Source organism: Nocardia farcinica (genome assembly GCF_001182745.1).
Taxonomy (GTDB): domain Bacteria; phylum Actinomycetota; class Actinomycetes; order Mycobacteriales; family Mycobacteriaceae; genus Nocardia; species Nocardia farcinica.
Map to the genome: position 1 here is coordinate 504,173 of NZ_LN868939.1, position 23,979 is coordinate 528,151.

At 70.1% G+C, this 23,979-nt stretch carries 23 protein-coding genes and 3 tRNA genes; 16 read left to right on the top strand and 10 right to left on the bottom strand.

All coding sequences use genetic code 11. The features are described 5' to 3' along the window. Positions 1 to 79 precede the first annotated feature (79 nt). Genes AMO33_RS19455 through AMO33_RS19465 form a run of 3 tightly spaced genes read left to right on the top strand, consistent with a single transcriptional unit; the run spans position 80 to position 1,926 of the window. Complete coding sequence (locus tag AMO33_RS19455; RefSeq protein ID WP_060593827.1) at positions 80 to 736, top strand: DUF998 domain-containing protein; 657 nt, start codon at positions 80 to 82, stop codon at positions 734 to 736. Positions 737 to 777: 41 nt separating this feature from the next. Then, positions 778 to 1,170, top strand: coding sequence for a RidA family protein (locus tag AMO33_RS19460; protein WP_060593828.1), 393 nt, complete (start codon positions 778 to 780; stop codon positions 1,168 to 1,170). Positions 1,171 to 1,197: 27 nt separating this feature from the next. Beyond that, a complete protein-coding gene (locus AMO33_RS19465; protein ID WP_060593829.1) occupies positions 1,198 to 1,926 on the top strand; it encodes a maleylpyruvate isomerase family mycothiol-dependent enzyme in 729 nt (242 codons plus the stop codon). Between the two features lie 104 nt (positions 1,927 to 2,030). On the opposite strand, the gene hisC is transcribed toward AMO33_RS19465, so the two are convergent. After that, entirely contained in the window at positions 2,031 to 3,107 is a 1,077-nt protein-coding gene (gene hisC / locus AMO33_RS19470) for a histidinol-phosphate transaminase (protein WP_060595048.1), read from the bottom strand. Between the two features lie 128 nt (positions 3,108 to 3,235). Here hisC and AMO33_RS19475 point away from each other — a divergent pair, with 128 nt between their 5' ends. The 4 genes from AMO33_RS19475 (at position 3,236) to AMO33_RS19490 (ending at position 5,211) form a co-directional block, all read left to right on the top strand. Continuing rightward, positions 3,236 to 3,943, top strand: a complete 708-nt coding sequence (locus AMO33_RS19475) for a dienelactone hydrolase family protein (RefSeq protein ID WP_041559750.1) — start codon at positions 3,236 to 3,238, stop codon at positions 3,941 to 3,943. 91 nt (positions 3,944 to 4,034) lie between these two features. Continuing rightward, positions 4,035 to 4,124: transfer RNA gene (locus tag AMO33_RS19480), tRNA-Ser, on the top strand. 34 nt (positions 4,125 to 4,158) lie between these two features. Beyond that, a tRNA-Arg gene (locus AMO33_RS19485) sits at positions 4,159 to 4,231 on the top strand. A 191-nt stretch (positions 4,232 to 4,422) separates the two neighbouring features. Beyond that, complete coding sequence (locus tag AMO33_RS19490; RefSeq protein WP_011206756.1) at positions 4,423 to 5,211, top strand: GNAT family N-acetyltransferase; 789 nt, start codon at positions 4,423 to 4,425, stop codon at positions 5,209 to 5,211. A 94-nt stretch (positions 5,212 to 5,305) separates the two neighbouring features. On the opposite strand, the gene AMO33_RS19495 is transcribed toward AMO33_RS19490, so the two are convergent. The 5 genes from AMO33_RS19495 to AMO33_RS19515 form a co-directional block, all read right to left on the bottom strand. Further along, complete coding sequence (locus AMO33_RS19495; RefSeq protein WP_060593830.1) at positions 5,306 to 6,019, bottom strand: protein phosphatase 2C domain-containing protein; 714 nt, start codon at positions 6,017 to 6,019, stop codon at positions 5,306 to 5,308. Positions 6,020 to 6,114: 95 nt separating this feature from the next. Beyond that, positions 6,115 to 7,161: a Nickel transporter NicT gene (gene nicT, locus AMO33_RS19500; RefSeq protein WP_197657783.1), complete on the bottom strand. Its 1,047-nt coding sequence runs from the start codon at positions 7,159 to 7,161 to the stop codon at positions 6,115 to 6,117. Positions 7,162 to 7,251: 90 nt separating this feature from the next. Further along, a tRNA-Ser gene (locus AMO33_RS19505) sits at positions 7,252 to 7,336 on the bottom strand. Positions 7,337 to 7,356: 20 nt separating this feature from the next. Continuing rightward, entirely contained in the window at positions 7,357 to 7,851 is a 495-nt protein-coding gene (locus tag AMO33_RS19510) for a MarR family winged helix-turn-helix transcriptional regulator (RefSeq protein WP_011206753.1), read from the bottom strand. 48 nt (positions 7,852 to 7,899) lie between these two features. Beyond that, on the bottom strand, positions 7,900 to 9,075 hold the full coding sequence (locus tag AMO33_RS19515) for a lactate 2-monooxygenase (protein ID WP_060593831.1): 1,176 nt from the start codon (positions 9,073 to 9,075) through the stop codon (positions 7,900 to 7,902). A gap of 117 nt (positions 9,076 to 9,192) precedes the next feature. On the opposite strand from AMO33_RS19515, the gene AMO33_RS19520 reads away from it, so the two are divergent. Then, positions 9,193 to 10,197 (top strand): NAD(P)H-quinone oxidoreductase, encoded by a 1,005-nt coding sequence (locus AMO33_RS19520; protein ID WP_060593832.1) that lies wholly within the window; start codon positions 9,193 to 9,195, stop codon positions 10,195 to 10,197. Positions 10,198 to 10,207: 10 nt separating this feature from the next. On the opposite strand, the gene AMO33_RS19525 is transcribed toward AMO33_RS19520, so the two are convergent. After that, positions 10,208 to 11,410, bottom strand: coding sequence for a cysteine desulfurase-like protein (locus AMO33_RS19525; protein WP_060593833.1), 1,203 nt, complete (start codon positions 11,408 to 11,410; stop codon positions 10,208 to 10,210). A 295-nt stretch (positions 11,411 to 11,705) separates the two neighbouring features. Here AMO33_RS19525 and AMO33_RS19530 point away from each other — a divergent pair, with 295 nt between their 5' ends. From AMO33_RS19530 to AMO33_RS19555, 6 genes are all read left to right on the top strand, one after another. Continuing rightward, a complete protein-coding gene (locus tag AMO33_RS19530; protein ID WP_041559749.1) occupies positions 11,706 to 12,308 on the top strand; it encodes a bacterial proteasome activator family protein in 603 nt (200 codons plus the stop codon). Positions 12,309 to 12,511: 203 nt separating this feature from the next. Continuing rightward, positions 12,512 to 13,393: a galactan export ABC transporter permease subunit Wzm/RfbD gene (gene wzm / locus AMO33_RS19535; RefSeq protein WP_076573762.1), complete on the top strand. Its 882-nt coding sequence runs from the start codon at positions 12,512 to 12,514 to the stop codon at positions 13,391 to 13,393. Between the two features lie 9 nt (positions 13,394 to 13,402). Beyond that, a complete protein-coding gene (wzt, locus tag AMO33_RS19540; protein WP_011206747.1) occupies positions 13,403 to 14,254 on the top strand; it encodes a galactan export ABC transporter ATP-binding subunit Wzt/RfbE in 852 nt (283 codons plus the stop codon). After that, positions 14,251 to 15,198, top strand: coding sequence for a galactofuranosyltransferase GlfT1 (gene glfT1 / locus AMO33_RS19545; RefSeq protein WP_220275726.1), 948 nt, complete (start codon positions 14,251 to 14,253; stop codon positions 15,196 to 15,198). Before wzt ends, glfT1 begins: the two co-directional genes overlap by 4 nt. Before the next feature lie 235 nt (positions 15,199 to 15,433). Beyond that, positions 15,434 to 16,480 (top strand): ribosome small subunit-dependent GTPase A, encoded by a 1,047-nt coding sequence (rsgA, locus tag AMO33_RS19550; protein WP_060593834.1) that lies wholly within the window; start codon positions 15,434 to 15,436, stop codon positions 16,478 to 16,480. A 167-nt stretch (positions 16,481 to 16,647) separates the two neighbouring features. Further along, entirely contained in the window at positions 16,648 to 17,493 is an 846-nt protein-coding gene (locus tag AMO33_RS19555) for an SDR family oxidoreductase (RefSeq protein WP_060593835.1), read from the top strand. A 3-nt stretch (positions 17,494 to 17,496) separates the two neighbouring features. On the opposite strand, the gene AMO33_RS19560 is transcribed toward AMO33_RS19555, so the two are convergent. Both AMO33_RS19560 and AMO33_RS19565 read right to left on the bottom strand, forming a co-directional pair. Further along, on the bottom strand, positions 17,497 to 19,407 hold the full coding sequence (locus tag AMO33_RS19560; RefSeq protein ID WP_060595051.1) for a glycosyltransferase: 1,911 nt from the start codon (positions 19,405 to 19,407) through the stop codon (positions 17,497 to 17,499). A gap of 102 nt (positions 19,408 to 19,509) precedes the next feature. Next, complete coding sequence (locus tag AMO33_RS19565; RefSeq protein WP_167547537.1) at positions 19,510 to 20,070, bottom strand: GtrA family protein; 561 nt, start codon at positions 20,068 to 20,070, stop codon at positions 19,510 to 19,512. A 71-nt stretch (positions 20,071 to 20,141) separates the two neighbouring features. On the opposite strand from AMO33_RS19565, the gene AMO33_RS19570 reads away from it, so the two are divergent. Beyond that, entirely contained in the window at positions 20,142 to 21,137 is a 996-nt protein-coding gene (locus AMO33_RS19570; protein ID WP_041559747.1) for a glycosyltransferase, read from the top strand. Continuing rightward, complete coding sequence (locus tag AMO33_RS19575) at positions 21,134 to 22,897, top strand: DUF2142 domain-containing protein (protein ID WP_060593836.1); 1,764 nt, start codon at positions 21,134 to 21,136, stop codon at positions 22,895 to 22,897. Before AMO33_RS19570 ends, AMO33_RS19575 begins: the two co-directional genes overlap by 4 nt. A 13-nt stretch (positions 22,898 to 22,910) precedes the next feature. Here AMO33_RS19575 and rfbB read toward each other — a convergent pair whose 3' ends face one another. Then, positions 22,911 to 23,933, bottom strand: coding sequence for a dTDP-glucose 4,6-dehydratase (rfbB, locus tag AMO33_RS19580; protein WP_060593837.1), 1,023 nt, complete (start codon positions 23,931 to 23,933; stop codon positions 22,911 to 22,913). Positions 23,934 to 23,979 lie beyond the last annotated feature (46 nt).

Sequence of the window (23,979 nt, forward strand, 5' to 3'; positions counted from 1 at the left end):
ATCACCGACCAGCCTGGCGGGCGTACCTGACAGGAGCCTGTGTGCGAGGTGGCAATGCGGTGCGAAGGAGAATGGCCCGGTGACGAGTCGACGGCTGGCAGCGGTGCTCGCGGTCGTGATCGCGGTGGCCGGGTTGTCCTATTCGGCGTGGGTGCTGCAGTTCGTGCTGCCGGTTCACGCCGATCCCGTGCACAGCTTCCTCAGCGAACTCGACGCCGAGGGCAAGCCGTACCGAACGGTGTTCGCCGCCGGTGACGTGCTCACCGGCGCGCTGTTGATTCCCGCCGGGCTCGCCGGACTGCTGCTGTTCCCGCGTCGCCCGCTCACCACTCTCGGCTGGGCGGCGCTGACCGTCTTCGGCGCCGCGACCATCGCCGACGCCCTGATCCCGCTGCGCGACTGCGCGCCCGGCGAACCCGGCTGCGGCGGTCCGCGGGAACTGTTCCCCCAACTGCACCAGCCGCACGCGCTCACCAGCACGCTCGCCGTGACCGCGATCGCGGTGGCCGTGGCGGCGTTCAGCGTGGCCGCGTTCCGCTACCGGCGCTGGCGGGTGCTGCGGGAATTCGGGATCGCCGCGTTCCTCGCTGGTGCGGTGGCCACGGTCTGGATGCTCGTCGCCGATCGCCTGCCGGGCGAGTACGCCCTCGGCATCGCCCAGCGCATCCAGGTCGGGGCCATGTCGGCGTGGTTGCTCACGCTGGCCGCGGCGGTGCTGGTGGAGGCGCGGGAGTAATTCGGTTGGCGGTGGCCGGTGCGGCATCGGATGCTGTCGGCATGAGCCAGCGCGTGAACATCTCCTCGGCTTCGGAGTTCGAGGACGTCGTCGGATACTCCCGGGCCGTGCGGATCGGCGACCACATCGCCGTCAGCGGCACCACCGCCGCGGGCCCCGGCGGCACGGCGATCGGCGGCGACGACATCGGCGCGCAGGCCAGGGAGGCGCTGCGCCGCATCGGCATCGCGCTCACCGAGGCGGGCGCGAGCCTGACCGACGTGGTGCGCACCCGCATCTTCGTCACCGACATCGCCCGCTGGCCCGAGGTCGCCGCCGCGCACGCCGAGGTGTTCGGCGACATCCGCCCGGCCGCGTCGATGTACGAGGTGCGGGCGCTGATCACCCCGGCCCTGCTGGTGGAGATCGAGGCCGACGCCGTCGTGACCGGGTGAATTCCGCTGCCGGATAGGCTCGTCCACGTGACCAGCGATGCGCACGACCTCACGCCCCGCACCACCCTCGACCAGGTCGCGGCGAGTACCGCCCGGCTGCTCGAGACCGTGCGCGACCTCACCGACGCCGACCTCACCGCCGCCTCACCGCTGCCCGGCTGGACCCGCGGCCACGTCGTCACCCACCTCGCCCGCAACGCCGACAGCCTGGTCAACCTGCTGATCTGGGCGCGCACCGGCGTCGAGATCGCCCAGTATCCGAGCACGTTCCTGCGCGATTTCGACATCGACGCGGGCGCGCCCCGCCCCGCCGAGCAGCAGGTACTCGACCTGGACGCAGCGGTGACCCGGTTCACCGCGCTCGCCGACAGCGCCCCGCCGGACGCCTGGGGCGCCGTCGTCCGCACCCGGCAGGGCCGTCCGATCGCCGCGGCGGAGATCGCCTGGATGCGCCTGCTCGAGGTCGAGATCCACCACGTCGACCTCGGCGTGGACTACACCCCCGACGACTGGCCGAACACCTTCGTCGCCCGCGCCCTCCCCGGCGTGGCCACCGACCTCGCCAAGGCGGTCTCCCCCGACACCGAGGCCTTCGACCTGCAAGCCACCGACACCCCGTTCACCGCCACCCTCGGCACGGGCGCACCCGTGCACACGGTCGCAGGCACCTCGGCGCACCTGCTGGCCTGGCTGCTCGGGCGGTCCACCGGCGAGAGCCTGTCCGGCCCCCTCCCCGAACTGCCCGCCTGGCGGTGATCCTCGCAGCGAGATCGTCTGCGCTTCAGCACTTCTCGCGGATCGCGAGTACGCAGGCTGTGCGCGCCTCCTGTCGAGGGGCGGTGATGGGGAGCGGCGAAGAGTCAGCGGAAGCGGGCGACGACGGCGGGGTCGGCGGCGAAACGCAGGAACATCTCGTTCTCGTGCGGATCACCGACGGTCACCCGCACACCGTCGGTGCCGTAGGGCCGCACCAGCACGCCCGCCGCCGCGCTGGCCTCGCCGAACTCGGCGCTGTGCGCACCGAGCGGCAGCCAGACGAAGTTGGTCTCGCTCGGCGGTACGTCGTAGCCGGCCGCGAGCAGCGCCTCACGCAGCCGCTCGCGTTCGACGATCACGGCCTCGGTGCGCTCGAGCAGTTCGTGCCGGGCCTCGAGCGAGGCGATCGCGGCGGCCTGCGCCACCCGGTTCACGCTGAACGGGATGTGCACCTTCATCAGCGCGGTGATCACCTCGGGGTCGCCCACCGCGTAACCGACGCGCAGCCCGGCCAAGCCGTACGCCTTCGAGAACGTGCGCAGGACAACCACATTCGGTCGGTTGCGGCCGATCTCCACCCCGTCCGGACGATCCTGCGGGGTCAGCCGCATGTACTCGTAGTAGGCCTCGTCCAGCACCACGAGCACGTGCGCGGGCACGGCGTCGAGGAAGCGCTCGAGCGCCGCCCGGCCGTGCGCGGTGCCGGTGGGGTTGTTGGGGTTGCAGACGAAGATCAGCCGGGTGTGCTCGGTGACCGCCGCGGCCAGCGCGTCCAGGTCGTGCGCGTAGTCCGGGGTCAGCGGCACCTGCACGGCGGTGGCGTTGCCCACCTGCGTGATGATCGGGTACGCCTCGAACGAGCGCCACGCGAACAGCACCTCGTCCCGCGGCGACGAGCAGGTGATCTGCACCAGCTCCTGGCACAGCGCCACGCTGCCGCAGCCGATCGCGACGTTCTCGACCCTCACCCCGAGGAACTCGGCCAGCGCCGCGCGCAACTCGCCCGACTGGTTGTCCGGGTAGCGGTGCGCCAGCTCCGCCGCCTCGGCGATCGCCTTGGCCGCGGCGGGCAGCGGCGGCAGCGTGGTCTCGTTGCTCGCCAGCTTCACCGCGCCGGGGTTGCTGCGGCCCGGGGTGTAGGCGGGGATCGAGGAGAGGTCGGGACGGATGCGAGCGCTCACGGGTTCCACCCTAGTTGGCCCGGGAAAGCGGCCGGTCCCGCCCCGGTTCGGTACCGGAAAAGTTGCGGGTAATTCACGCTCAGGGGCAATATCTCGCGAAGATCGGGCCCGCGCCCTACGCTGGTTTCATGTCGGGCATTTATGACGATGTCGCCCAGCTACGCGGCGGCGCGGAGGATGAAGAGCGCTCCGGCGCAGGTGCGAGTGTGCCGGTCACGGTGATCGAACCGGAGGGCCATGCCCGGGGCGGGATCGTGGTCCTGCACGAGTCCAGAGAGTTCACCGGCTCGTTGCTGGAGTTCATGCGCGCGCTCTCCAACGAGGGCTGGACCGTCGTCGCCCCGAATCTGTTCCACCGCGGCGAGGAAGCGGGCCAGGAGGTGTTCGGGCAGGACCTGTTCGACGACTTCGACGCCTGCTTCGACTGGCTGACCCGCCGCGGCGTCTTCCCCGACTGCATCGGCGTGCTCGGCTTCGACCACGCGGGCACCGCCGCCTTCCTGGTCGCCACCAACCGCCCGATCGGCGCGGCCGTCAGCGTCGCCGCTCCCGGCATCACCGAGCCGCTCACCGACCAGGCCGAGGCCCTCGTCCAGGCCGCGCCCGAACTCCAGGCCCCCTGGCTCGGCCTCTACGGCGCCGACGACCCCGAGACGCCTCCCGACGACGTGGAGAAACTCCGCGACGCCACCGCCCGCGCCTCGGTCGCCAGCCTGGTGGTGACCTACCCCGGCCTACGGCACCGCGCCGACGACCCCTCCGATGACGACGACCAGAACGTCCTCATCGACTCCCAGACCCGCATCTTCGACTGGTTCGACAGCAATTTACGCTGATGACCAGGCGTTTTGTTATCTGGTCGCGCGGTACTGTAACCTTCATGCTCGGCGGTTCGAAAGGACCGGTGCCCTCGAAGAGAAGGCTCCAGGAGGCGTGCCAGAGCGGCCGAATGGGACTCACTGCTAATGAGTTGTCCCTTCACGGGGACCGGAGGTTCAAATCCTCTCGCCTCCGCCAAGCCCGGTTCGCCGGGTGAACAACTGAATACCATGCGCCCGTAGCTCAACGGATAGAGCATCTGACTACGGATCAGAAGGTTAGGGGTTCGAATCCCTTCGGGCGCACATATACATCCCCTCCACCGAATATCGGCGGAGGGGATGTTTCGTTGATCCGTCCGAGTGGTTCTGGACCCGGCGGTAGCCGAGCGAACACCTGCCCGGAGCACCGGGTCGCGGGCGTCGTGCCGTTGATCGGCATGTTGCAGGCCCAGCGCCCGGGCTCCTGACGTCCGCACGTCGAATATGGTTCACGCATGTTTCCCACGTGGCGGATGGCGTATGTCAGGGCGGCCATCCAGCAGGGGCCCTGGCGTACCGTCGCGCGCGGGCTGGCGAGTTGGATCGCGACGGTCGGGGGTCCGGCGGTGGTTCTCGGGCTCGCGTTGACGGTTGTATCGGGATCCACCGCTGGGGAACTCATCGGCTTGTGGGTGGTGCTCGTCGTAGGCGTCCTGCTTGTCGCGGGCGGACTGTGGGCGTGGCAGGTCAGCGGGCTCGTCGACAAGGAAACCAGGGCGCGTTACCTCGTGCTGCGAGAGGTCGAATCCGCACGGTTGCTGCTGCGTCCGCCGGTACCGCGGGACGCGGTCGCGCTCGCCGCCACGATCGATGCGGAGATGCTGGCCGCGAATGGGTGGACCGAACGGCAGGCCCGGGCCATGGTGAAGGCCGTGCGAGCGGGCCATCCGACTCCCGGCCTTCTGGTATTCGAGGCGCGGTCGGACGGGGCCCTGGTAGGCGGCGGGGGTGTGCACCCGCGTGTCGACGATCCTTCCTCGCAAACTCTCGGCTGGTGGATCGGCCCACGACACCGCCGCGCCGGTTACGCGGGCGAAGCTGTTGCCGCGCTGGTGGCGGCGATCCACGACGCCGGTTTCGCCACCGTCGAAATCGGTACGGCCGAGACGAATCTCGCGGTGCAGCGCATCTGCGACCGGATCGGGGCGACGGAAACCGGCCGGCGCGAGCACGCGTTGCCGAACGGATCGGTAGTCCCGGGAATCTGGTACGAGCACCGGCAGGTCACCGCGGACCAGCCTTGACCCGGCCCATTCTCGGGGAGGCAGCGGGTCTCGAGCGGTCACGGCTCGGTCGTAGCCAGGAATTCTTGATCGCAGTGCATTCCGCCCCGCTCAGCTACAGACGAACCACCGCGAGAGTTTTGTCGTCGTGTCGTTTCGACCGAGGGAGTATGCGGCCGTCGGGGTCGGTTTCCGCTTCCCAGGAATGGCACGTCCGGAGTAGCGCGCCGAGTTCGTCGGCTGACTGCTGGGCAATATCGGTCCACGGGATGCCGAGCGATTGAATCGGTTCACGGGCACCGTCGGTGGCGGCGACGAGCCAGGAGACCGAGTTCCGCGGAATATCGAGCCGGATGGCGTGGGCCGCCGCCGACGGGTCGGCTTCGGCGATCCAATACCCGCCCGGGCGATTTCGCTGTTCTCGCTGCCGCTCTTGCAGTTCGCGGAGAAGCCGGCGATGCACATCGTCGTAGCCGGAGCCGTGCGCCAACCGGCGCCGGTACTCGGCCGCCTGGGGGATGCCGAGAGCGCCCAGCCGGTCGTCGGTGTGGATCTCGTGGCTGCCGTCGGTCCTGCCGACGATCACCGTGGTGTCGCCCAGGAGCAGCACGGACACCGTGTCCACAGCGATGCGCACGATCGCGACAGTGCTCGACGGCGACCGGCCCGGCGCGAGGCCGAGTGCGCGCGCTGTGTCCCGGATGGCATCGGCCAGAGCGGGTGGGAGCTGCGCATCGGGGATGAGGTGCTGGGCGAGCGCGGCGCCGAGGGCGTCGACGTATTCCGAGGCCGGTGGGATGCCCGGATGATGCGAGGTCGCCCCGTCCATAACCACCAGGGCGTTCTCGATGGGCAGTGCTCGGTCCTCGTTGGTTCGAGCGGGCAGTTGCGCTATCGCGATCCGCACGGGGCACCGGTGGGGGCTCACCGCACCAAGCGGTCCGACCACCGTTGGTCCAGTCGGCCCAACCTCCACACCGCATACGCCACCGCCCAGGTCGCGACGAACAATCCCACGATGATGTACCCCAGCTCGCCGATGTCCAGGTGGCCGATCCAGGCGATCAGGCCGGATTCGATGTCCAGCCGCTCGACGAAGATGGAGATGATCTCCTGGCCGCCGATGAGGAGGGCCACCGCGACGGACAAGCCGGTGACGACGAGGTTGTAGTAGATCTTGCGGACCGGTTGGGCGAAGGCCCAGTCGTAGGCGTGGGTCATGAAGGAGCCGTCGAGGGAGTCGAACAGGGTCATGCCCGCGGAGAACAGGACGGGCAGGACCAGGATCGAATACCAGGGGAGGTCGGTGGCGGCGGCGCCGCCGGCGATGACGAGCAGGCCGACTTCGGTGACGGTGTCGAAGCCGAGGCCGAACAGCAGCCCGACGGGGTACATGTGCCAGGGTGCGCGGACCAGGCGGACGACGGGGGCGAGGATGCGGTTGAGCAGGCCGCGGTCGTCGAGGGCGCGCTCGAGGCGGGCCTCGTCGTACTCGCCGCGGCGCATGCGCCGGAACACCCGCCAGATGGCAAGCAGGGAGACCAGATTCAGCAGGCCGATGGTGATGAGGAACAGGCCGGAGACGCTGGTGCCCCACAGGCCGGTCCACTGTTGCAGGGCGGAGCCGTCGTCTTCGAGGTTGCGGGCCAGGGCACGCACGCCGAACGCGATCAGCGCGACGAGGGCGAAGACCACGCTGGAATGGCCGAGCGCGAACCAGAATCCGACGCTGTGCACTCTGCGGCCGGGGTGTTCGGCGGTGAGTTTGCGGGTGATGTTGTCGATGGCGGCGATGTGGTCGGCGTCGAAGGCGTGCCGCATGCCGAGGGTGTAGGCGGTGACGCCGAGGCCGACGCCGAACACCGCGCCCTGCACCACATGATGGCCGGGGACCACGAACAACAGCAGTGTGCCCCAGCCGATCACGTGCAACGCGACGACCGCGGCCACCATGCCGAGCACACTGCGCATGTCACAACCCCTGCTCGTCACCGGATACCGATCTGTCGAACGGTACCCAGCACGCCCGGTCCGCGCGCGACGGGCGAGGGGAAAAGTGAGCGGAGACGGAGGGATTTGAACCCCCGGTCGCTCTCGCGACGCTCGCTTTCAAGGCGAGTGCAATCGGCCGCTCTGCCACGTCTCCAGTGCCCCGATCCTAACCGCTCACTCTTCGCGGGCGCCGATGGTGTCGTCGACGCGGGCGAACACCCGGTGGACGGCGGCGAGTTCCTCGGGGGTGAGCAGGTCGATGAAGTCGCGGCGGACGGCTTCGACGTGGCCGGGGGCGGCCGATTCGAGCTTGCGCATGCCTGCCTCGGTGAGTTCGGCGAGTACGCCGCGGCCGTCGTCGGGGCAGGATGCGCGGCGGACCAGGCCCTGGGCCTCCATGCGCCGGATCTGGTGGGTGAGCCTGCTGCGGGAGGACAGCACACCGTCGGCGAGCTCGCTCATGCGCAGGGCGTGCTCGGGCGCCTCCGACAGCAGCACCAGGATCCGGTATTCGGCGAAGCTGAGGTCGCTGTCGCGCAGCAGCTGCCGGTTGAGGGTGGCCATCAGGCGCTGGTGGCCGTCCATGTAGGCGCGCCAGGCGCGCTGCTCGGCCGGACTCAGCCAGCGCGGCTCGGTGGCGGGCGCGGCGTCGCTCGGCGGGATGGGCACGCCGCGATTCTAAAACGGGGTCGAACCAGACCCTCTGGTACGCGCCGGTCAGTGCGGCGTGGCGATGAGCGAGCGATCCAGCGCCGCCGCGCTCGTGCAGCCGCACAACCCCATCGCCGAGTCGAAGTCGGCCAACAGTAGCCGCAGCGCATGGTGCACGCCCGCGCGCCCCGCGATGCCGAGACCGTAGGCGTAGGGGCGGCCGAACAGCACGGCCTTGGCGCCCAGCGCCAGCGCCACGAGCACATCCGAGCCGGTGCGGATGCCGGAGTCGAAGAGCACGTCGGCGCGGTCACCGATCGCCGAGACCACCGCGGGCAGCGCGTCCAGCGCGGCGATCGAGTTGTCCACCTGACGGCCACCGTGGTTGCTGACCACCACGCCGTCGGCGCCCGCGTCGATCACCGCGCGGGCGTCGTCGGGATGCAGGATGCCCTTCACCGCGATCGGCAGGTCGGTCCATTCGCGCAGCCGGGCGATGTCGGCCGGGCGCAGGGTGTGGTTGCCGAACAGGCCCACCCAGGTGAGGATCGCGATCCGCATGGCGTCCTCGCTCTCCTCCGGCGGCGAGGGCAGCTTGGCGCGGAACACCGGGTCGGAGAGATAGTTGGCGATGCCCTTGCCGACCAGGAACGGCAGGTGCGCGAGCTCGAGGTCCTGCGGACGCCAGCCGAGGCTCGGGGTGTCGACGGTGACCATGATCGCCTTCGCGCCTGCCCGCTCGGCGCGCTCGACGAAGGAGCGGGCCAGGTCGTGGTCGGCGGGCCAGTACAGCTGATACCACCAGTCCCCCGCGGCGGCGCCGACCTCCTCGATGGTGCTGGAGGAGGCGGTCGAGAGCACCGAGCCGATGCCGAGTTCCTTGGTGACCTCCGCGACGGTCACCTCGCCGCCGGGCCGCATGAGTTCGAGCACGCCGATGGGCGCGGTGAGCACCGGCGCGGCGAGCCGGGTGCCGAGCACCTCCGTCGACAGGTCACGGTTGCCGGGGCCGGTGGCACCGCGCAGCATCCGCGGGACGATCCGGTAACGGTCGAAGGCCGCCCTGTTGGCGGCGGCGGTGCGACCGGAGGATGCGCTGCCCGCGACGTAGGCGAATTCGGACGCGCCGAGCACCTCGCGGGCGCGCTCCTCCAAACCCTCGGGGGTCATCGGCAATTCGGGGATCCGACCACCCAGACCGGCCAGGTAGATCTCGTTCTGGAAGTCGATGAAGCTGCTCACGCCGGGAACGCTAGTCCCTCGCCCCGGCGCGCGCAGCAACCCGCGCGGAAATGCGGCTGCCGCACCGCCATCGGGGTACGGGCTGTGCCCGGCGGTGGCGCGGAGCAGTATGGGGGCATGCGTGCGATCGAACTGAACGGATTCGGTGGACCCGAGGTGCTGGTGTGGGGCAAGGCGGCCGATCCCGTGCCCGGCCACGGCGAAGTGCTGATCGACGTGGTCGCGGCCGGGGTGAACCGCGCCGACCTGCTGCAACGGCAGGGCAACTACCCACCGCCCGCGGGTGCGAGCGACATCCTCGGCCTGGAGTGCTCCGGCGTCGTCGCCGAGGTGGGCGAGGGTGTGCGCGAGTGGCAGGTGGGCGACCGGGTGTGCGCGCTGCTCTCCGGCGGCGGTTACGCCGAACGCGTGGTGGTGCCCGCCACCCAGGTGCTGCCGGTGCCCGACGGGATGGACCTGGCCGCGGCGGCCGGCCTGCCCGAGGTCGCGGCGACGGTGTGGTCGAACCTGGTGATGACGGCCGGTCTGCACGCCGGGCAACTGGTGCTGATCCACGGTGGCGGCAGCGGCATCGGCACCCACGCCATCCAGGTCGCGCGGCAGCGCGGCGCGCGGGTGGCGGTGACGGCGGGATCGGCCGAGAAGCTGGAGCGCTGCCGCGAACTGGGCGCGGACGTGCTGATCAACTACCGGGAACAGGATTTCGTCGAGGTGGTGCGCGCGCAGGAATCGGGTGCGGGCGCGGCCGGCGCCGACATCATCCTCGACAACATGGGCGCGGCCTACCTCACGCGCAACGTCGCCGCCCTCGCGCCGCACGGACACCTGGTGATCATCGGGATGCAGGGCGGGGTCAGAGGCGAACTGAACGTCGGTGCGCTGCTGGGCAAATGGGGCAGTGTGCATGCCACCAACGTGCGCAACCGGCCCGCCACCGGCACCGGCAGCAAGGCGGAGATCATCGCCGAGGTGCGCAGGCACCTGTGGCCGCTGGTGGCCGACGGCGCGGTGGTGCCGGTGATCCACGCCGAATTCGACATCGCCGACGCCGCGCAAGCGCATCGCGTGCTGGATTCCTCGCGGGCCTTCGGCAAGGTGGTGCTGCGCGTGCGCGAGGAGTGAGCCGCCCGGCTCAGTCCAGCGCGGCCAGGGCGCGGCCGAGCTGATCGATCTCGAACCGCGTCGTGTAGGGCGCGAGGCCGACGGTCACCGCACCGCCCTCGTCGTTGACGCCGAGCGCGTCGAGCAGGCGGCTGCCGCCGTGCACGCCGCTGAGCGTGCTGATGCGGGCGTCGGCCAGGGTGGCGGCGACCTTCTCCGCCTGCATCCCCGCGATCGTGAAGCTGACCGTCGGGATGCGGGTGGAGGCCCGCCCGATCACGGTCAGATTCGGGATCTTGTCGAGGGTGTCCATCAGGTGCTCGAACAGCTGGTCGTGATAGTCCTGCAGCGAGGTGATGGAGATCTCCAAGCGCTCGCGGCGGGTGCCCCTGGCCCGGTCGTCGAGTCCGGCGAGGAAGTCGATGGAGCTGGTGAGCCCGGCCAGCAGCGCGTACTGGTGGCCGCCGACCTCGAGGCGTTCGGCGCCCTTGGCGTAGGGATTCAGCGACATCGAAGGGATCCGGTCGAGGAAGGCCGGGTCGCGGAAGACCAGCGCGCCGATCTGCGGGCCGCCCCAGGCCGGGGCGCTGAGCGCGACCACGTCGGCGTTGAGTTCGTCGATGTCGATGAGCGCGTACGGCGCGGCGCCGAACGCGTCGGCCACCAACAGCCCGCCGACCTCGTGCACGCGGTCGGCGGCGACCCGCACCGCGGGCGCGGAGCCCACGATCGGCGAGGCGGCGGTCAGGGCGACCAACCGGGCGGTGGGGCCGATCAGTTCCTCGAACTGCCACGACGGCATCTCGCAGGTCTCGATCTCCACCTCCGCCCAGCGCACATGCGCGCCGTAGCGGTTGGCGATGCGCAGCCACGGCGCGACGTTGGCCTCGTCGTCCAGCCGCGACAGCACGATCCCGGTGCCGAGGCCGAGCCGCGAGCTGAGCGACTCGGCGAGCCAGGCAAGCAGCACCGCCCGGTCGGGGCCGAGGACGACACCGGCCGGATCGCCGCCGACCAGGTCGGCGACCGCCTCGCGGGCGGCATCGAGGATGGCGGCGCTGCGGCGCGCGGCGTTGTTGCGGCCGAGATGGGAGAACGACGCGGTGCGGAAGCCGGTCGACACGGCGCGCGAGACCACGTCCGGGACGAGCATCCCCGCTTGTGGATCGAGATGGATCCAGCCGTCGCCCAGGGACGGTATCAGGCCCCGAACCCTCGCGACGTCGTAAGTCATATCGGCCACTCTAAGGGCAGGGGCCGGGGCCGCGTAACCGTGTTCCCGACCGGCACGGCTCGGATCAGGCGGGCGGCACCGCGCGCTGTCCGGGCGCGGTCGTGCACCGACCGGCCGGAACGGGGCGACCCGGGAATCAGCATGGCAACCGACTTTCAGCAAATCCGAACCACACGGACCCGAACAGGATAATCGGCCGCCGCCGGCCCCGGCAGCGGCCTGGCGAACCTCCGGCGCGCACCCGCGCACGCGGGAGGTTTAGCGCGTCCGGCGACAACACGACATGATGGGGGTCATGACGCATTCGGAGGAGACACCCGATTCCATCGTCGTGGTCGGCCCCGACGGGCGGCCGCTGGTCGTCCCGGCCGAGGCGGGCAACCACCGCACCGCACCGGCGGACGCCGAGGACGCGGCGAAGGGCGAGGCCGACGAGCGCGAGGAACAGGGCGAATCGCTGGCCGACATGGTCGAGCAGCCCGCCAAGGTGATGCGCATCGGGACCATGATCAAGCAGCTGCTCGAGGAGGTGCGCGCCGCTCCCCTCGACGACGCCAGCCGCAGCAGGCTCAAGGAGATCCACCGCTCCTCGGTGCGCGAGCTCGAACAGGGCCTCGCCCCCGAACTGCGCGCCGAGCTCGAGCGGCTGACCTTGCCGTTCACCGACGAGGCGGTGCCCTCGGACGCCGAGCTGCGGGTGGCCCAGGCCCAGCTGGTCGGCTGGCTGGAAGGGCTGTTCCACGGCATCCAGACCGCGCTGTTCGCCCAGCAGATGGCCGCGCGGGCCCAGCTCGAGCAGATGCGTCAAGGCGCCCTGCCCGCGGGTGTGCAGATCGCCGATCCGCGGGTGGCCCGCGGCGACCAGCACCACACGGGCGGCTCCGGCCAGTACCTGTGACCCGGTGGAACCGGGAAAATCGGCCCGGTCGGTGATGGACCAATCGGGCCGCGGCGCAGGGCGCGGGGGTAGTGTCGTGCACCGTGCCCGCCGCTGCTGCTCGTCCCGACTCCGAAGTGAGCTCGGTGCGTCCTGAAGAGAGCCAAGTGCAATCAGAGGAGAGCTCGGTGCGTTCTGCCGAGGAGACTCCGGTGAACACCGCCGTGTCGACGGCGCCCGCCGACGAGGTCGAGACCACCCACGTGCCATCGGAGCCCATCGTGTCCGATTCACAGACCTTCCGACGCGCCTTCCGCGACATGCGCGACGGGTTCGGGCAGCGGGAACTATGGCTCTCGCTCGGCTGGCAGGACATCAAGCAGCGCTATCGCCGCTCGGTGCTCGGCCCGTTCTGGATCACCATCGCCACCGGCGTGCAGGCCGCGGCCATGGGCATCCTCTACGCGACACTGCTCGGCCAGCCGCTGCGCGAATACCTGCCCTATGTGACCGTCGGCCTCATCGTCTGGAACGTCATCTCCGCCAGCATCCTCGAGGGCTCCGACGTGTTCATCGCCAACGAGGGCCTGATCAAACAGCTGCCCTCGGCGCTGAGCGTGCACGTCTACCGGCTGGTCTGGCGGCAGATGCTGTTCTTCGCCCACAACCTGGTGATCTATCTGGTGCTGCTGGCCGCGTTCGGGGTGTGGGAGAACCTGGGCTGGTCCAGTCTGCTCGCGCTGCCCGCGATCGGGCTGATCTTCCTCAACTCCATGTGGGTGTCGATCGTGTTCGGCATCTTCAGCACCCGTTACCGCGACATCGCCCCGATCCTGGGCAGCATGACGCTGATGCTGTTCGTGCTGACGCCGGTGATGTGGACCACCAAGACGCTCGAGGATCAGATCGGCACCGGCAGCGAACGCGCCCGGCTGGTGGAGATCATCCCCACCTTCCACTACCTCGAGATCGTGCGCGCACCGCTGCTGGGCGAACCGCAGGCGCTGCGGCACTGGGTGATCGTCGGGGCGATCACCGTGGTGGGCTGGATCGTCGCGGTGTTCGCCATGAAGCAATACCGTTCCCGCGTGCCGTACTGGGTATAGGAGCCGCACATGAGCCGTGTGAGTATCGATACCCACCAGGCGTGGGTGGAGTTCCCGATCTTCGACGCCAAGTCGCGCTCGCTGAAGAAGGCGTTCCTCGGCAAGGCGGGCGGGGCGATCGGGCGCAATCAGTCCGACGTGGTCGTGGTCGAGGCGCTGCGCGACATCAATCTGTCGTTGCGGGAAGGCGATCGGATCGGGCTGGTCGGCCACAACGGCGCGGGCAAGTCGACGCTGCTGCGCCTGCTGTCGGGGATCTACGAACCCTCGCGCGGCAGCGCGCGCATCCGCGGCCGGGTCGCGCCGGTATTCGACCTCGGCGTCGGCATGGACCCGGAGATCTCCGGCTACGAGAACATCATCATCCGCGGGTTGTTCCTAGGGCAGACCCGCAAGCAGATGATGTCGAAGATCGACGAGATCGCCGACTTCACCGAACTCGGTGAATACCTGCACATGCCGTTGCGCACCTACTCCACCGGCATGCGGGTGCGCCTGGCGATGGGCGTGGTCACCTCCATCGACCCGGAGATCCTGTTGCTCGACGAGGGCATCGGCGCGGTCGACGCGGAATTCATGAAGAAGGCCCGGCTGCGCCTGCAGGAATTGGTGGCGCGGTCTGGCATCCTGGTGTTCGCGAGCCATTCCAACGAATTCCTGGCCCAGCTCTGCGATTCCGCGCTGTGGATCGATCACGGCCAGATCCGGTTGCGCGGCGGCATCGAGGAAGTGGTGCGCGCCTACGAAGGGCCCGACGCGGGCAATCACGTGGCCACGGTGCTGCGGGAGATGGCTGCCGAGCGGGCGGGCCGCGCGGAGGGATCCGCGGACGAGAGAGAACTGGAGCAGAACGCAACATGAGCGGTCAGGGGCCGGAAGAAACGCGCGAGCGTCCCGAGCCGGCGGGCACCGGTCCCGATGCCAGGATCGTCGCGGTGGTGGTCACCCACAAGCGGCGGGAGCTGCTCGCCGAATCGCTGAAGGTGCTGACCTCGCAGTCCCGGCCGATCGACCACCTCATCGTGGTGGACAACGGCAACGAGGCCGAGGTCGCCGAACTGGTGGACCAGCAGCCGGTGGAGACCACCTACCTGGGCTCGGCGCACAACCTCGGTGGGGCGGGCGGTTTCGCGCTCGGCATCCTGCACGCGTTGACGATCGGGGCGGACTGGGTGTGGCTGGCCGACGACGACGGCCGCCCGGAGGGCCCCGACGTGCTGTCGACCCTGCTCGACTGCGCTGCCCGGCACGGGTTGGCCGAGGTCTCGCCGGTGGTGTGCGACATCGACGAGCCGGACCGGCTGGCTTTCCCGCTGCGCCGCGGAGTGGTGTGGCGGCGGTTGCGCTCCGAACTCGGCGAGGAGGATTTCCTGCCCGGGATCGCCTCGCTGTTCAACGGAGCGCTGATCTCCGCGGCGGCGGTGGACGTGATCGGCGTGCCCGACCTGCGCCTGTTCGTACGCGGCGACGAGGTGGAGGTACACCGGCGCCTGGTGCGTTCCGGCCTGCCGTTCGGCACCTGCCTGCAGACGGCGTACCTGCATCCCAACGGCGCCGCCGAGTTCAAACCGATCCTGGGCGGGCGGATGCACACCCAGTACCCGGACGACCCGGTCAAGCGCTACTTCACCTATCGCAACCGCGGCTACCTGATGGCGCAGCCGGGCATGCGGAAGCTGTTGCCGCAGGAGTGGATTCGCTTCTCCTGGTTCTTCCTGGTGACCCGGCGGGATCCGGCGGGCCTGCGCGAGTGGTTCCATCTGCGCTCGCTGGGCAGGCACGAGCAGTTCGGCAAGCCGGACTGAGGCGATCGGTCGCCGGGGAGAAGTCGCCGGGAAAATACGTTGCGGGCCGGGTCGGCCGCGTGCGAGAGTGTTCGGGTCACCAGCGAGATGTGGATGAGGAGGTGGAGCGCGTGACGGTCGTCCGGATTGCCGGGCGGCGGGCCGTGTCGGCCGCTGCCATGCCGTTCTCCCCCTCGAACTCCCCTCGCTGAACCCGCCGTCGGGTTCGGCGCCCGACGAATGGATTCTTCCCATCATGGTCGACCACGACCTGCTGGTCCCCTACGGCTGGACCGAGCCCGTTGCCGCGCGGTACGCGGCGCTCATCGACCCGGACTGCGTGCCGGCCCGGGTCGTTCGGATGGATCGCAGCGAATGCGATGTCGTCACCCCCACCGGTCCGGCGCGGGCCCGCTGCCCGCGCGCGGACTCCGAGGTCAGCGGACTGTGCACCGGTGACTGGGTGAGTGTGGACGCCCGCGGCGAGGTGCGCGCGCTGCTGCCGCGCCACACCGCCATCGTGCGCTCGGCGGCGTCCGGGCGTTCGGAGGGCCAGGTGCTGGCCGCCAATGTCGACACCGTGCTGATCTGCACGGCCGCCGACGGCGACGTGGACCTGGGCCGGATCGAACGGATGCTCGCGCTGGTCTGGGAGAGCGGCGCCCAGCCGGTCGTCGTGCTCACCAAAGCCGATGCGGCCGAACATGTCCCGCTCGACGAGGTGCGGGCGATCGCGCCGGGCGCCACGGTGCTCGGGGTGAGCGCCAGTGCCGAGATCGGGCTGGACGTGCTCACCGCGGTGCTCGACGGGACGGTCGCGCTGCTCGGCCCTTCCGGTGCGGGCAAATCCACCCTGGCCAACGCACTGCTGGGCCGGGAGGTGTTCGCCACCAACGAGGTTCGCGCGGCCGACAAGAAGGGCAGGCACACCACGGTGCACCGGGAGCTGCGCCCGCTGCCCGGCGGTGGCACGCTCATCGACACCCCCGGCCTGCGCGGTGTCGGCCTGTGGGATGCGGCCGAGGGCATCGGCCGTACCTTCAGCGACATCGAGGAGCTGGCGGCGCGCTGCCGGTTCTCCGATTGCGCGCACGAAGCCGAACCGGGGTGCGCGGTGCGCGAGGCCATCGAGGCCGGTGTGCTCACCGCCCGGCGGCTGGCCAGCTACCGCAAGCTGGCCAAGGAGAACGCCTGGATGGCGGCGCGTACCGACAAGCGGCTACAGGCCGAGCGTGATCGGGCCTGGCGCGGCATCGTGAAGGAACAGCGGCGCAGGTACCGCGAACGCGACAACCGGCGCTGAGAACAGGGGCATCGGAGACCCTCCGGTGCCCTTTCTCAGCGAACGCTATGCAACTAGTTGCATAGCGGCGGACTTGCCTCTACCGTGAGGACGGTGACCGCCGCGGCCAGGCGCCGCGACACGACAGCGCGTCCGGGCTCGGATGCCGACGACGAAGGAGCAGGTCGATGACGGAGAACAAGCCGCTCGCCGGCAAGACGATGATCATGTCCGGCGGCAGCAGGGGCATCGGGCTCGAGATCGCCAAGCGCGCCGCCGCCGACGGCGCCGCCATCACCCTCATCGCCAAGACCGATCAGCCGCACCCCAAGCTGCCCGGCACCATCCACACCGCCGCCGCCGAACTCGAGGCCGCGGGCGGGCAGGTGCTGCCCTTCGTCGGCGACATCCGCAGCGACGAGTCGGTGCAGCAGGCGGTGGACGCGACGGTCGCGCGCTTCGGCGGCATCGATCTCGTGGTCAACAACGCCTCGGCGATCGACCTGTCCCCCACCGACGCGCTGCCGATGAAGAAGTACGACCTGATGCAGGACATCAACTGCCGCGGCAGCTTCCTGCTGTCCAAGCTGTGCCTGCCGCACCTGCGGGAATCGGCGCGGGCGGGCCGCAACCCGCACATCCTGACCCTCTCGCCGCCGCTGAACCTGGACCCCAAGTGGGCGGGCGCCTCACTCGGCTACACCATCGCCAAGTACGGGATGTCGCTCACCACCCTGGGCTTGGCCGAGGAACTGAAGAACGACGGCATCGGCGTCAACTCGCTGTGGCCGCGCACCACCATCGCCACCGCCGCGGTGCGCAACCTGCTCGGCGGCGAGGAGATGGTGGCCACCTCGCGCACCCCCGACATCTACGCCGATGCCGCCTACCTGGTGCTCACCGCGGACGCCGCGAAGACCACCGGCAACTTCTTCATCGACGACGAGGTGCTGGCCGCACACGGCATCACCGACCTGGACAAGTACCGGGTGGTGCCGGGCGACGGCCCGCTCACCACCGACCTGTTCCTGTAGGTCTCAGGACCGCTCGCCCGCGCCGATGCCGTAGAGGCGTTCCCAGTTGGCGCGGCTGGTGAGTTCGGGCATGGCGGCGCGGTACTGCTCCTGCAGGGCGGGCAGTTCGCGGCGCAACCGCCGCAGCACGCGGACGGTGCGCAGCAGCAGGGCGCGGGCGCGCGCCTTGTCGCGCCGCCGGACCCGGACGCCGGACTGGGAGGCATCGGTGACCACCACGTGGTCGAACAGCGAGACGTGCCACCAGTGCGCGTCCTCCCGGGTGACCCCGATCAGGCCGTGCTGGGTGCGGCCGAACCACTGGTTGACCGCCCGCTTGACCAGCACCAGCAGCGCCCGGCTCGGCTCGCCGCCCGCCCGCCGCACCTGGATCTCGGCCGAGGGCACCGGCGGATTCGCGGCCGGATGCTTGATCGTCTCCGGGTAGTCGGCGCGCTGGGCCCGGGCGGCCGCCAGCGCGGCGACACCGCCGTCGCGCAACACCTTCGGACCCTCCAGGAAGTCCTCGATGCCCTGCAGGGTGGTGTGCACCAGGCCGTACTGCATGGCCACCAGGTGCTCGGCGATGGTGCGGAAGAACTGCTTGGTGATCGCCTTGCCGTCCAGGTCGGTGTGCATGGCGCCGACGATCAGGGAGTTGCGGGTGCTGAAGTAGCGCGCCCAGTCGTCGTAGTCCTTCCAGTAGAAGTCCGCGTGCCAGACCGCCGCGTTGGGCAGGGTCACGGTGACGAAGCCGTGCTCGCGGGCCCGCAGGCCGTACTCGACGTCGTCCCACTGGAAGAAGATGGGGATCGGCAGGCCGATCTTCGCGACCACCTCGGCCGGGATCAGGCAGGTCCACCAGGCGTTGTAGCCGGCGTCGACGCGGCGCTCCTGGTTCTTCTTCAGCATGCTGGTGTTGCGCAGCGCCTTGGGCACCTTCTGGCCGTGGCGCAGTTCGTGCAGGTGCACCTCCTCGGCCCCGACGTTGAGGTAGTCGGGGTTGAGCAGGAACAGCATCTGCGCGCCGACCAGCGTCGGCTCCACGGTGAGGTTGGCGAAGGCGTTGAGCCGCAACACCGTTTCCGGCTCACAGAGGATGTCGTCGTCCATCAGGATGACGTCGGCGTGCTCGTTGACCGCCGACACCTCGTACAGGCCGCGGGTGAACCCGCCCGCGCCGCCCAGGTTGGGCTGGCGGATGTAGCGCAGCTTGTCGCCGAAGGCGGGCTCGACCTCGCGGAAGCGGGGCCGGTCGGCGACCAGGTCGGTGCCCTGGTCCACGACGTAGACCGCGTCGATGGCGGCCAACACGGTGGGGTCGGCGGCCAGCGCGGCCACGGTCTCGGCGCAGTCGGCGGCCCGGTTGAACGTGCAGATGGCGATGGCGACCGGGCGCACCCGTTCGGGAGCGGGCGCGGTCCACACCAGCTCGGCGATGCCGAGCTCGCCGCCGTCGGCGTCGAACTCCAGCCACAGCGCGCCGCCGTCGACGTACTGGTCCAGCGGTGCGCTCAGCACCACCGTGCCGCTCTCGGCGGTGGTGAGGGTGTCGATGATGCGCCGGTGGCCGGCGATGTCGGAGGCGACCAACCGCACCCGCGCGCGCCTGCCGACCTCCAGGGTCATCGTCGCGGTCACCTCGGTGACGGTGGTCCAGCGCTGCCAGTAGCTGGCGGCGAACCGGCCGAAGTAGGTGTTGGTGTGGGCGGTGGCGCCCTTCTCCAGTCGCAGCGTCTGCCGCTCCCGTGCCGCCTTGCCCTTGACCACCGCGTAGAGCTCGTCGCTGACCTTGGCCGAGGGGCCGGTGAAGATGCCGCGTTGCAGCACCAGCCGGTCCGGCGCCCGATGGTCGACCCGCAGCGCGGCCGGTGCGGCGGCGGCGATGCGGTGGTCGTTCGATTCGGTAACGGCCTGGGTAGCCGACTGGTCCATGAAGTCCTCGAAATTCCTCATTTTTGTGCCGACGGGACCACACGCCCCGGTATGCCGAGCGCGGCGCAGCGAGGATATCAACCGATGATGGGCTCTGCCCCGTCAGCGACCGGTGGCCTCGGCCTGTTGTTCGGCTTCGGCCTCGGCCGCCCCGGTGAACACGAACGTGTCGTAGGCCCAGTACCGGAAGATCATCGCGACCGCCTGCCCGATCAGCGTGCCGGAGATGTTGTCGGCCAGCGGTGAGGCCAGGTCGAGCACGTAGCGGGAGAAGCCCAGGCAGCCGAGCTGCAGGCCGATGGCGATCGCGTTGAACAGCGCGTAGAGCAGGTATTCGCGGACGGGATTGCCGGACTGCTTGTGGCCGAAGGTCCACCACTTGTTGCCGAAGTAGGTGACCACGGTGGCGAGCGCGATGGAGATGATCTTGGCGGGGAGCGGAGCGTGACGCATCACACCGCCGTCGATCCAGAACACCAGCAGGTTGTAGGTGCCCGCGTCGACCAGGAAGCCGATGACGCCGACCACGAGGAACGGCCCGCCACCCTTGCGCAGCAGGCCCAGGAGGGTCGCGCTCAGCGGCGCGCGCACGTCCCCCGGCGCGGGCACGGATGCGGCGGCGAGTTTCTCGGCCGGTGCGGCGGGATGCTCGGGGTAGGACACCTCGGCGACGGTACCCCAGCGGTGTACCCTCCCCGGTGTCCCCTTCACCGCCGAGATGAGGATTGACCCGGGTGGACTCCACCGACCTTCGCATCGCCGCCGTGGTCCCGTGCCACAACGAGGAGGCCTCCGTCGCCAAGGTCGTCACCGACCTGCAGGCCGCCGTGCCGGGAATCGTCGTCTACGTCTACGACAACCTGAGCACCGACCGCACCGCCGAACGCGCCAGGGAAGCGGGCGCGATCGTGCGGCACGAGCACACCAAGGGCAAGGGCAACGTGGTGCGCCGCGCGTTCGCCGACATCGAGGCCGACGTCTACCTGATGATCGACGGTGACGACACCTACGAGGCCTCGGCCGCGCCGCTGATGATCAAGACGCTGCTGGAGGGCCCCTACGACCACGTGCTCGGCGTGCGCAAGCAGGACGAGGGCGCCTCGGCGTACCGGGCGGGCCACGAGACCGGCAACAAGGTGCTCAACGGCGTGGTCGGCAAGGTCTTCGGCGAGAACGTCGAGGACATGCTCTCCGGCTTCCGGGTGTTCTCGCGCCGCTTCGTCAAGAGCTTCCCCGCGGTCTCGCGGGAATTCGAGATCGAGACCGAGCTGACCGTGCATTCGCTGCACCTGCGGGTGCCGCAGACCTCGGTCCCGGTCGGCTTCCGGGACCGGCCCGCGGGCAGCGAGAGCAAGCTGCGCACCTACCACGACGGTTTCAAGATCCTGGCGTTGATCATCGGCCTGGCCAGGCACGAACGCCCGGTGGCGTTCTACGGCCTGTTCGGCTCGCTGGCCTGGCTGCTGTCGGTCGTGCTCACGGTGCCGATCGTCATCGAGTTCACCCGCACGCACGAGGTGCCGCGGTTCCCGACGCTGTTCCTCGGCTTCACCCTGCTGCTGCTGGGCAGCCTGGCCTGGACCGCCGGGCTCATCCTCGACGGCATCCGCCGCTCCCGGCACGAGGCGTCTCGCCTTGTGTACCTGCGGTATTCGGCGGTCGGCGCGGACGAGCCGGCCGACGGGCAGGTGCGCGAGCGCGGGCTACGCGGTGACGGGACCGCGCGGTGACGACCTCCGCCGACCGCAACACCGCCACCGACTCCGGCGATTCCGAGTCCGACACGACGTCCGACACGACGTCCGGCACCACGTCCGGCACCCCATCCACCGTGACCGGCCGCGACCGGTCCGAGTCCGGTGCCGACGCGGCGACGACCACCGACCCGACGACCACCGACCCGACGACGGTCGACTCGGCCACGGCCGACACGACGAGCACGCACGCGGCGAGGACCACCGTCGAAACGACCGGCGCGGCAACGGAACCCGCCGGACGGACCGCCCCGATCCGGGCGTTCGCGCGCCGCGCACATCGGCGGTTCGGCGGCGCCACCCTGGCCTTCGCCCTGCTGGCGACGCTGTTCGGCGCGGTGTTCGCCGTCATCACCCCGCCGTTCTGGGGCCACGACGAGATCACCCAGTTCGGCCGCGCCTACCAGGTCGCCCACGGCGGGTTCCTGCCCACCGAGATCGAGGACGACCGCGGCGTTGCCTACGGCGGCGTGATCCCGCCCGGCATCGACGACCTGATGGGTTACGCCTTCCACGACTACCAGGAGAACCCGGAGGAGCCGGGCGCGATGGTGGCCGACCCGGGCGCCTACGAACGGCTGCGCTCGGCCGACATCGGCACCGAGCTGCGCCCGATCTGGTTCACCAACACCGCCGCCTACTCGCCGGTGGCCTACGTGCCGGCCGCCGTGGGCATCCGCGTCGCCGAGGCGGTCGGTCTCGACGTCGGCGGCGTCGTGTTGCTCACCCGGCTGGCCGGGCTGCTCGGTTACCTGGTGGTGGCCGGGTTCGCGCTCTACGCGCTGCGCGCCCACCGCATCCAGTGGCTGGCGTTCACGGTGGCCGTGCTGCCCATCGCGATCTTCCAGGCGGGCACCGTCACCGCCGACACGATGACCAACGCGCTCGCCCTGCTGGTGTCCGCGCTGCTGGTCAAGGGCCTGTTCCTGGGCCGCGATCTGACCCGCGCCGAGACCGTTGCGCTGCTCGCGGCCACGCTGCTGCTGCCGCTGAGCAAGCCGACCTACGTGCTGCTGGCCATGCTGGTGGTACTGATCCCGGTGCGCCGCTTCGCCTTCTTCGGCGGGGTCGCCGCCACCGGCTTCGACTGGCGCAGGCTGATCCCGTGGGTGTTCGCGGGCACCGGCGCGGTGGCGTTCGCGATCTGGATGAAGATCGCCGCGCCCACCGGCGACGGCATGAGCCTGATGCGCCCGCGCCACCAGTGGTACACGGTGAAACCCGACGAACAGCTGGGCGAGATCCTCGGCGATCCGTTCCGCTTCCTCGGCGTCTTCCGCGACAGCATCGTCTACCGCGACCAGCGCTGGTTCACCCAGTTCTTCGGCGAACTGGGCTTCGCCTACATCGATGTGCCCGCGCTGGCGGTGCTGGGCTGTCTGCTGGCGCTGGCGGTGAGCCTGGGCATCGGCGACCGGATGGACGGCGCCGCCGCGACCACACGCCGCACGCTGCTGGTGGCGCTCACCGTGGCCGCCAGCGTGGCGATGATCTACGTGACGCTCTACATGTCGTTCACGCCGGTGGGCTTCTACATCATCGACGGCGTGCAGGGCCGCTACTTCGTGCCGCTGGCGCTGACGGGCTGCGCGGTGCTGCTGCGCTGGATGCCGTGGCGGCTCACCGACGCGCGGGGCCGCACCCCCACCTGGGGGCCCGGCCTGACGGTGGTGGCCGCGACGACGGTCGCGCTGGTGGCGACGGTGGTGAAGTACCACAGCATCGTCTGGGGCTGAGCCCCGCCGAGGCTCAGTCCGTGCCCGGCACCCGGGTGAGGGTCTGCTCCCCCGCGGCGGCGTAAGCCCGCTCGGTCGCGGCTTTCATCGGGCGCCACCAGGATTCGTTGGCGCGGTACCAGTCGATGGTGGCGGCCAGTCCGGCGCGGAAGTCGGCGTAGCGCGGAGTCCAGCCGAGTTCGGTGCGCAGCAGCGTGGCGTCGATCGCGTAGCGCTGGTCGTGGCCGGGCCGATCGGTGACGTGATCGAAGTCGTCGGGATCGCGGCCGAACGCCTCGAGCAGCATCCGCACGACGGACTTGTTGTCCAATTCCCCGTTCGCGCCGATCAGATAGGTCTGCCCGATCCGGCCGCGCTCGAGGATGTCCCAGACCGCGCGGTTGTGATCGTGCACGTGGATCCAGTCCCGGATCTGGTGCCCGGCGCCGTACAGGCGGGGCCGCACACCGTCGATCAGGTTGGTGATCTGGCGCGGGATGAACTTCTCCACGTGCTGGTACGGGCCGTAGTTGTTGCTGCAGTTGGAGATCGTCGCGCGGACCCCGAACGAGCGGGTCCAGGCGCGCACCAGCAGATCGCTCGAGGCCTTGGTCGCCGAGTACGGGCTGGACGGGTTGTAGGCCGTGGTCTCGGTGAACGGCGGCTGCTCGGCGGTCAGATCGCCGTAGACCTCGTCGGTGGAGACGTGGTGGTAGCGCACGTCGTGCCTGCGCACGGCCTGCAACAGCGAGTAGGTGCCGACGATGTTGGTCTGCACGAACGGCCACGGCTCGGCGAGGGAGTTGTCGTTGTGCGATTCGGCGGCGAAGTGCACGACGGCGTCGACACCGCTCACCAGTTCGTCGACCAGGTCGAGGTCGGCGATGTCGCCGTGCACGAAGTCGATCCGGTCGGCCACCGGGGCGAGCGAGGCTCGGTTGCCCGCGTAGGTCAGCGCGTCGAGCACGGTGACGGTGGCGTCGGGCCGCTCGGCGACGGTCTGCTGGACGAAATTCGCACCGATGAATCCGGCTCCGCCGGTAACGAGCAATCGCACGTCCGAACCTTACGTCGGCAGACCCGGCCGACTCCACGGCAGCCGC

Coding starts and splice junctions, on each gene's coding strand:
- AMO33_RS19495 (WP_060593830.1), bottom strand. CDS start 6,019: ATGGACGGGGCGACCTCGCATCATCCGGGCATCCCACCGGCCTCGGAA.
- AMO33_RS19525 (WP_060593833.1), bottom strand. CDS start 11,410: ATGACTTACGACGTCGCGAGGGTTCGGGGCCTGATACCGTCCCTGGGC.
- AMO33_RS19460 (WP_060593828.1), top strand. CDS start 778: ATGAGCCAGCGCGTGAACATCTCCTCGGCTTCGGAGTTCGAGGACGTC.
- AMO33_RS19490 (WP_011206756.1), top strand. CDS start 4,423: ATGTTTCCCACGTGGCGGATGGCGTATGTCAGGGCGGCCATCCAGCAG.
- rsgA (WP_060593834.1), top strand. CDS start 15,434: ATGGTCGACCACGACCTGCTGGTCCCCTACGGCTGGACCGAGCCCGTT.
- glfT1 (WP_220275726.1), top strand. CDS start 14,251: ATGAGCGGTCAGGGGCCGGAAGAAACGCGCGAGCGTCCCGAGCCGGCG.
- AMO33_RS19475 (WP_041559750.1), top strand. CDS start 3,236: ATGTCGGGCATTTATGACGATGTCGCCCAGCTACGCGGCGGCGCGGAG.
- AMO33_RS19520 (WP_060593832.1), top strand. CDS start 9,193: ATGCGTGCGATCGAACTGAACGGATTCGGTGGACCCGAGGTGCTGGTG.
- AMO33_RS19555 (WP_060593835.1), top strand. CDS start 16,648: ATGACGGAGAACAAGCCGCTCGCCGGCAAGACGATGATCATGTCCGGC.
- AMO33_RS19530 (WP_041559749.1), top strand. CDS start 11,706: ATGACGCATTCGGAGGAGACACCCGATTCCATCGTCGTGGTCGGCCCC.
- nicT (WP_197657783.1), bottom strand. CDS start 7,161: ATGCGCAGTGTGCTCGGCATGGTGGCCGCGGTCGTCGCGTTGCACGTG.
- AMO33_RS19560 (WP_060595051.1), bottom strand. CDS start 19,407: ATGGACCAGTCGGCTACCCAGGCCGTTACCGAATCGAACGACCACCGC.
- wzt (WP_011206747.1), top strand. CDS start 13,403: ATGAGCCGTGTGAGTATCGATACCCACCAGGCGTGGGTGGAGTTCCCG.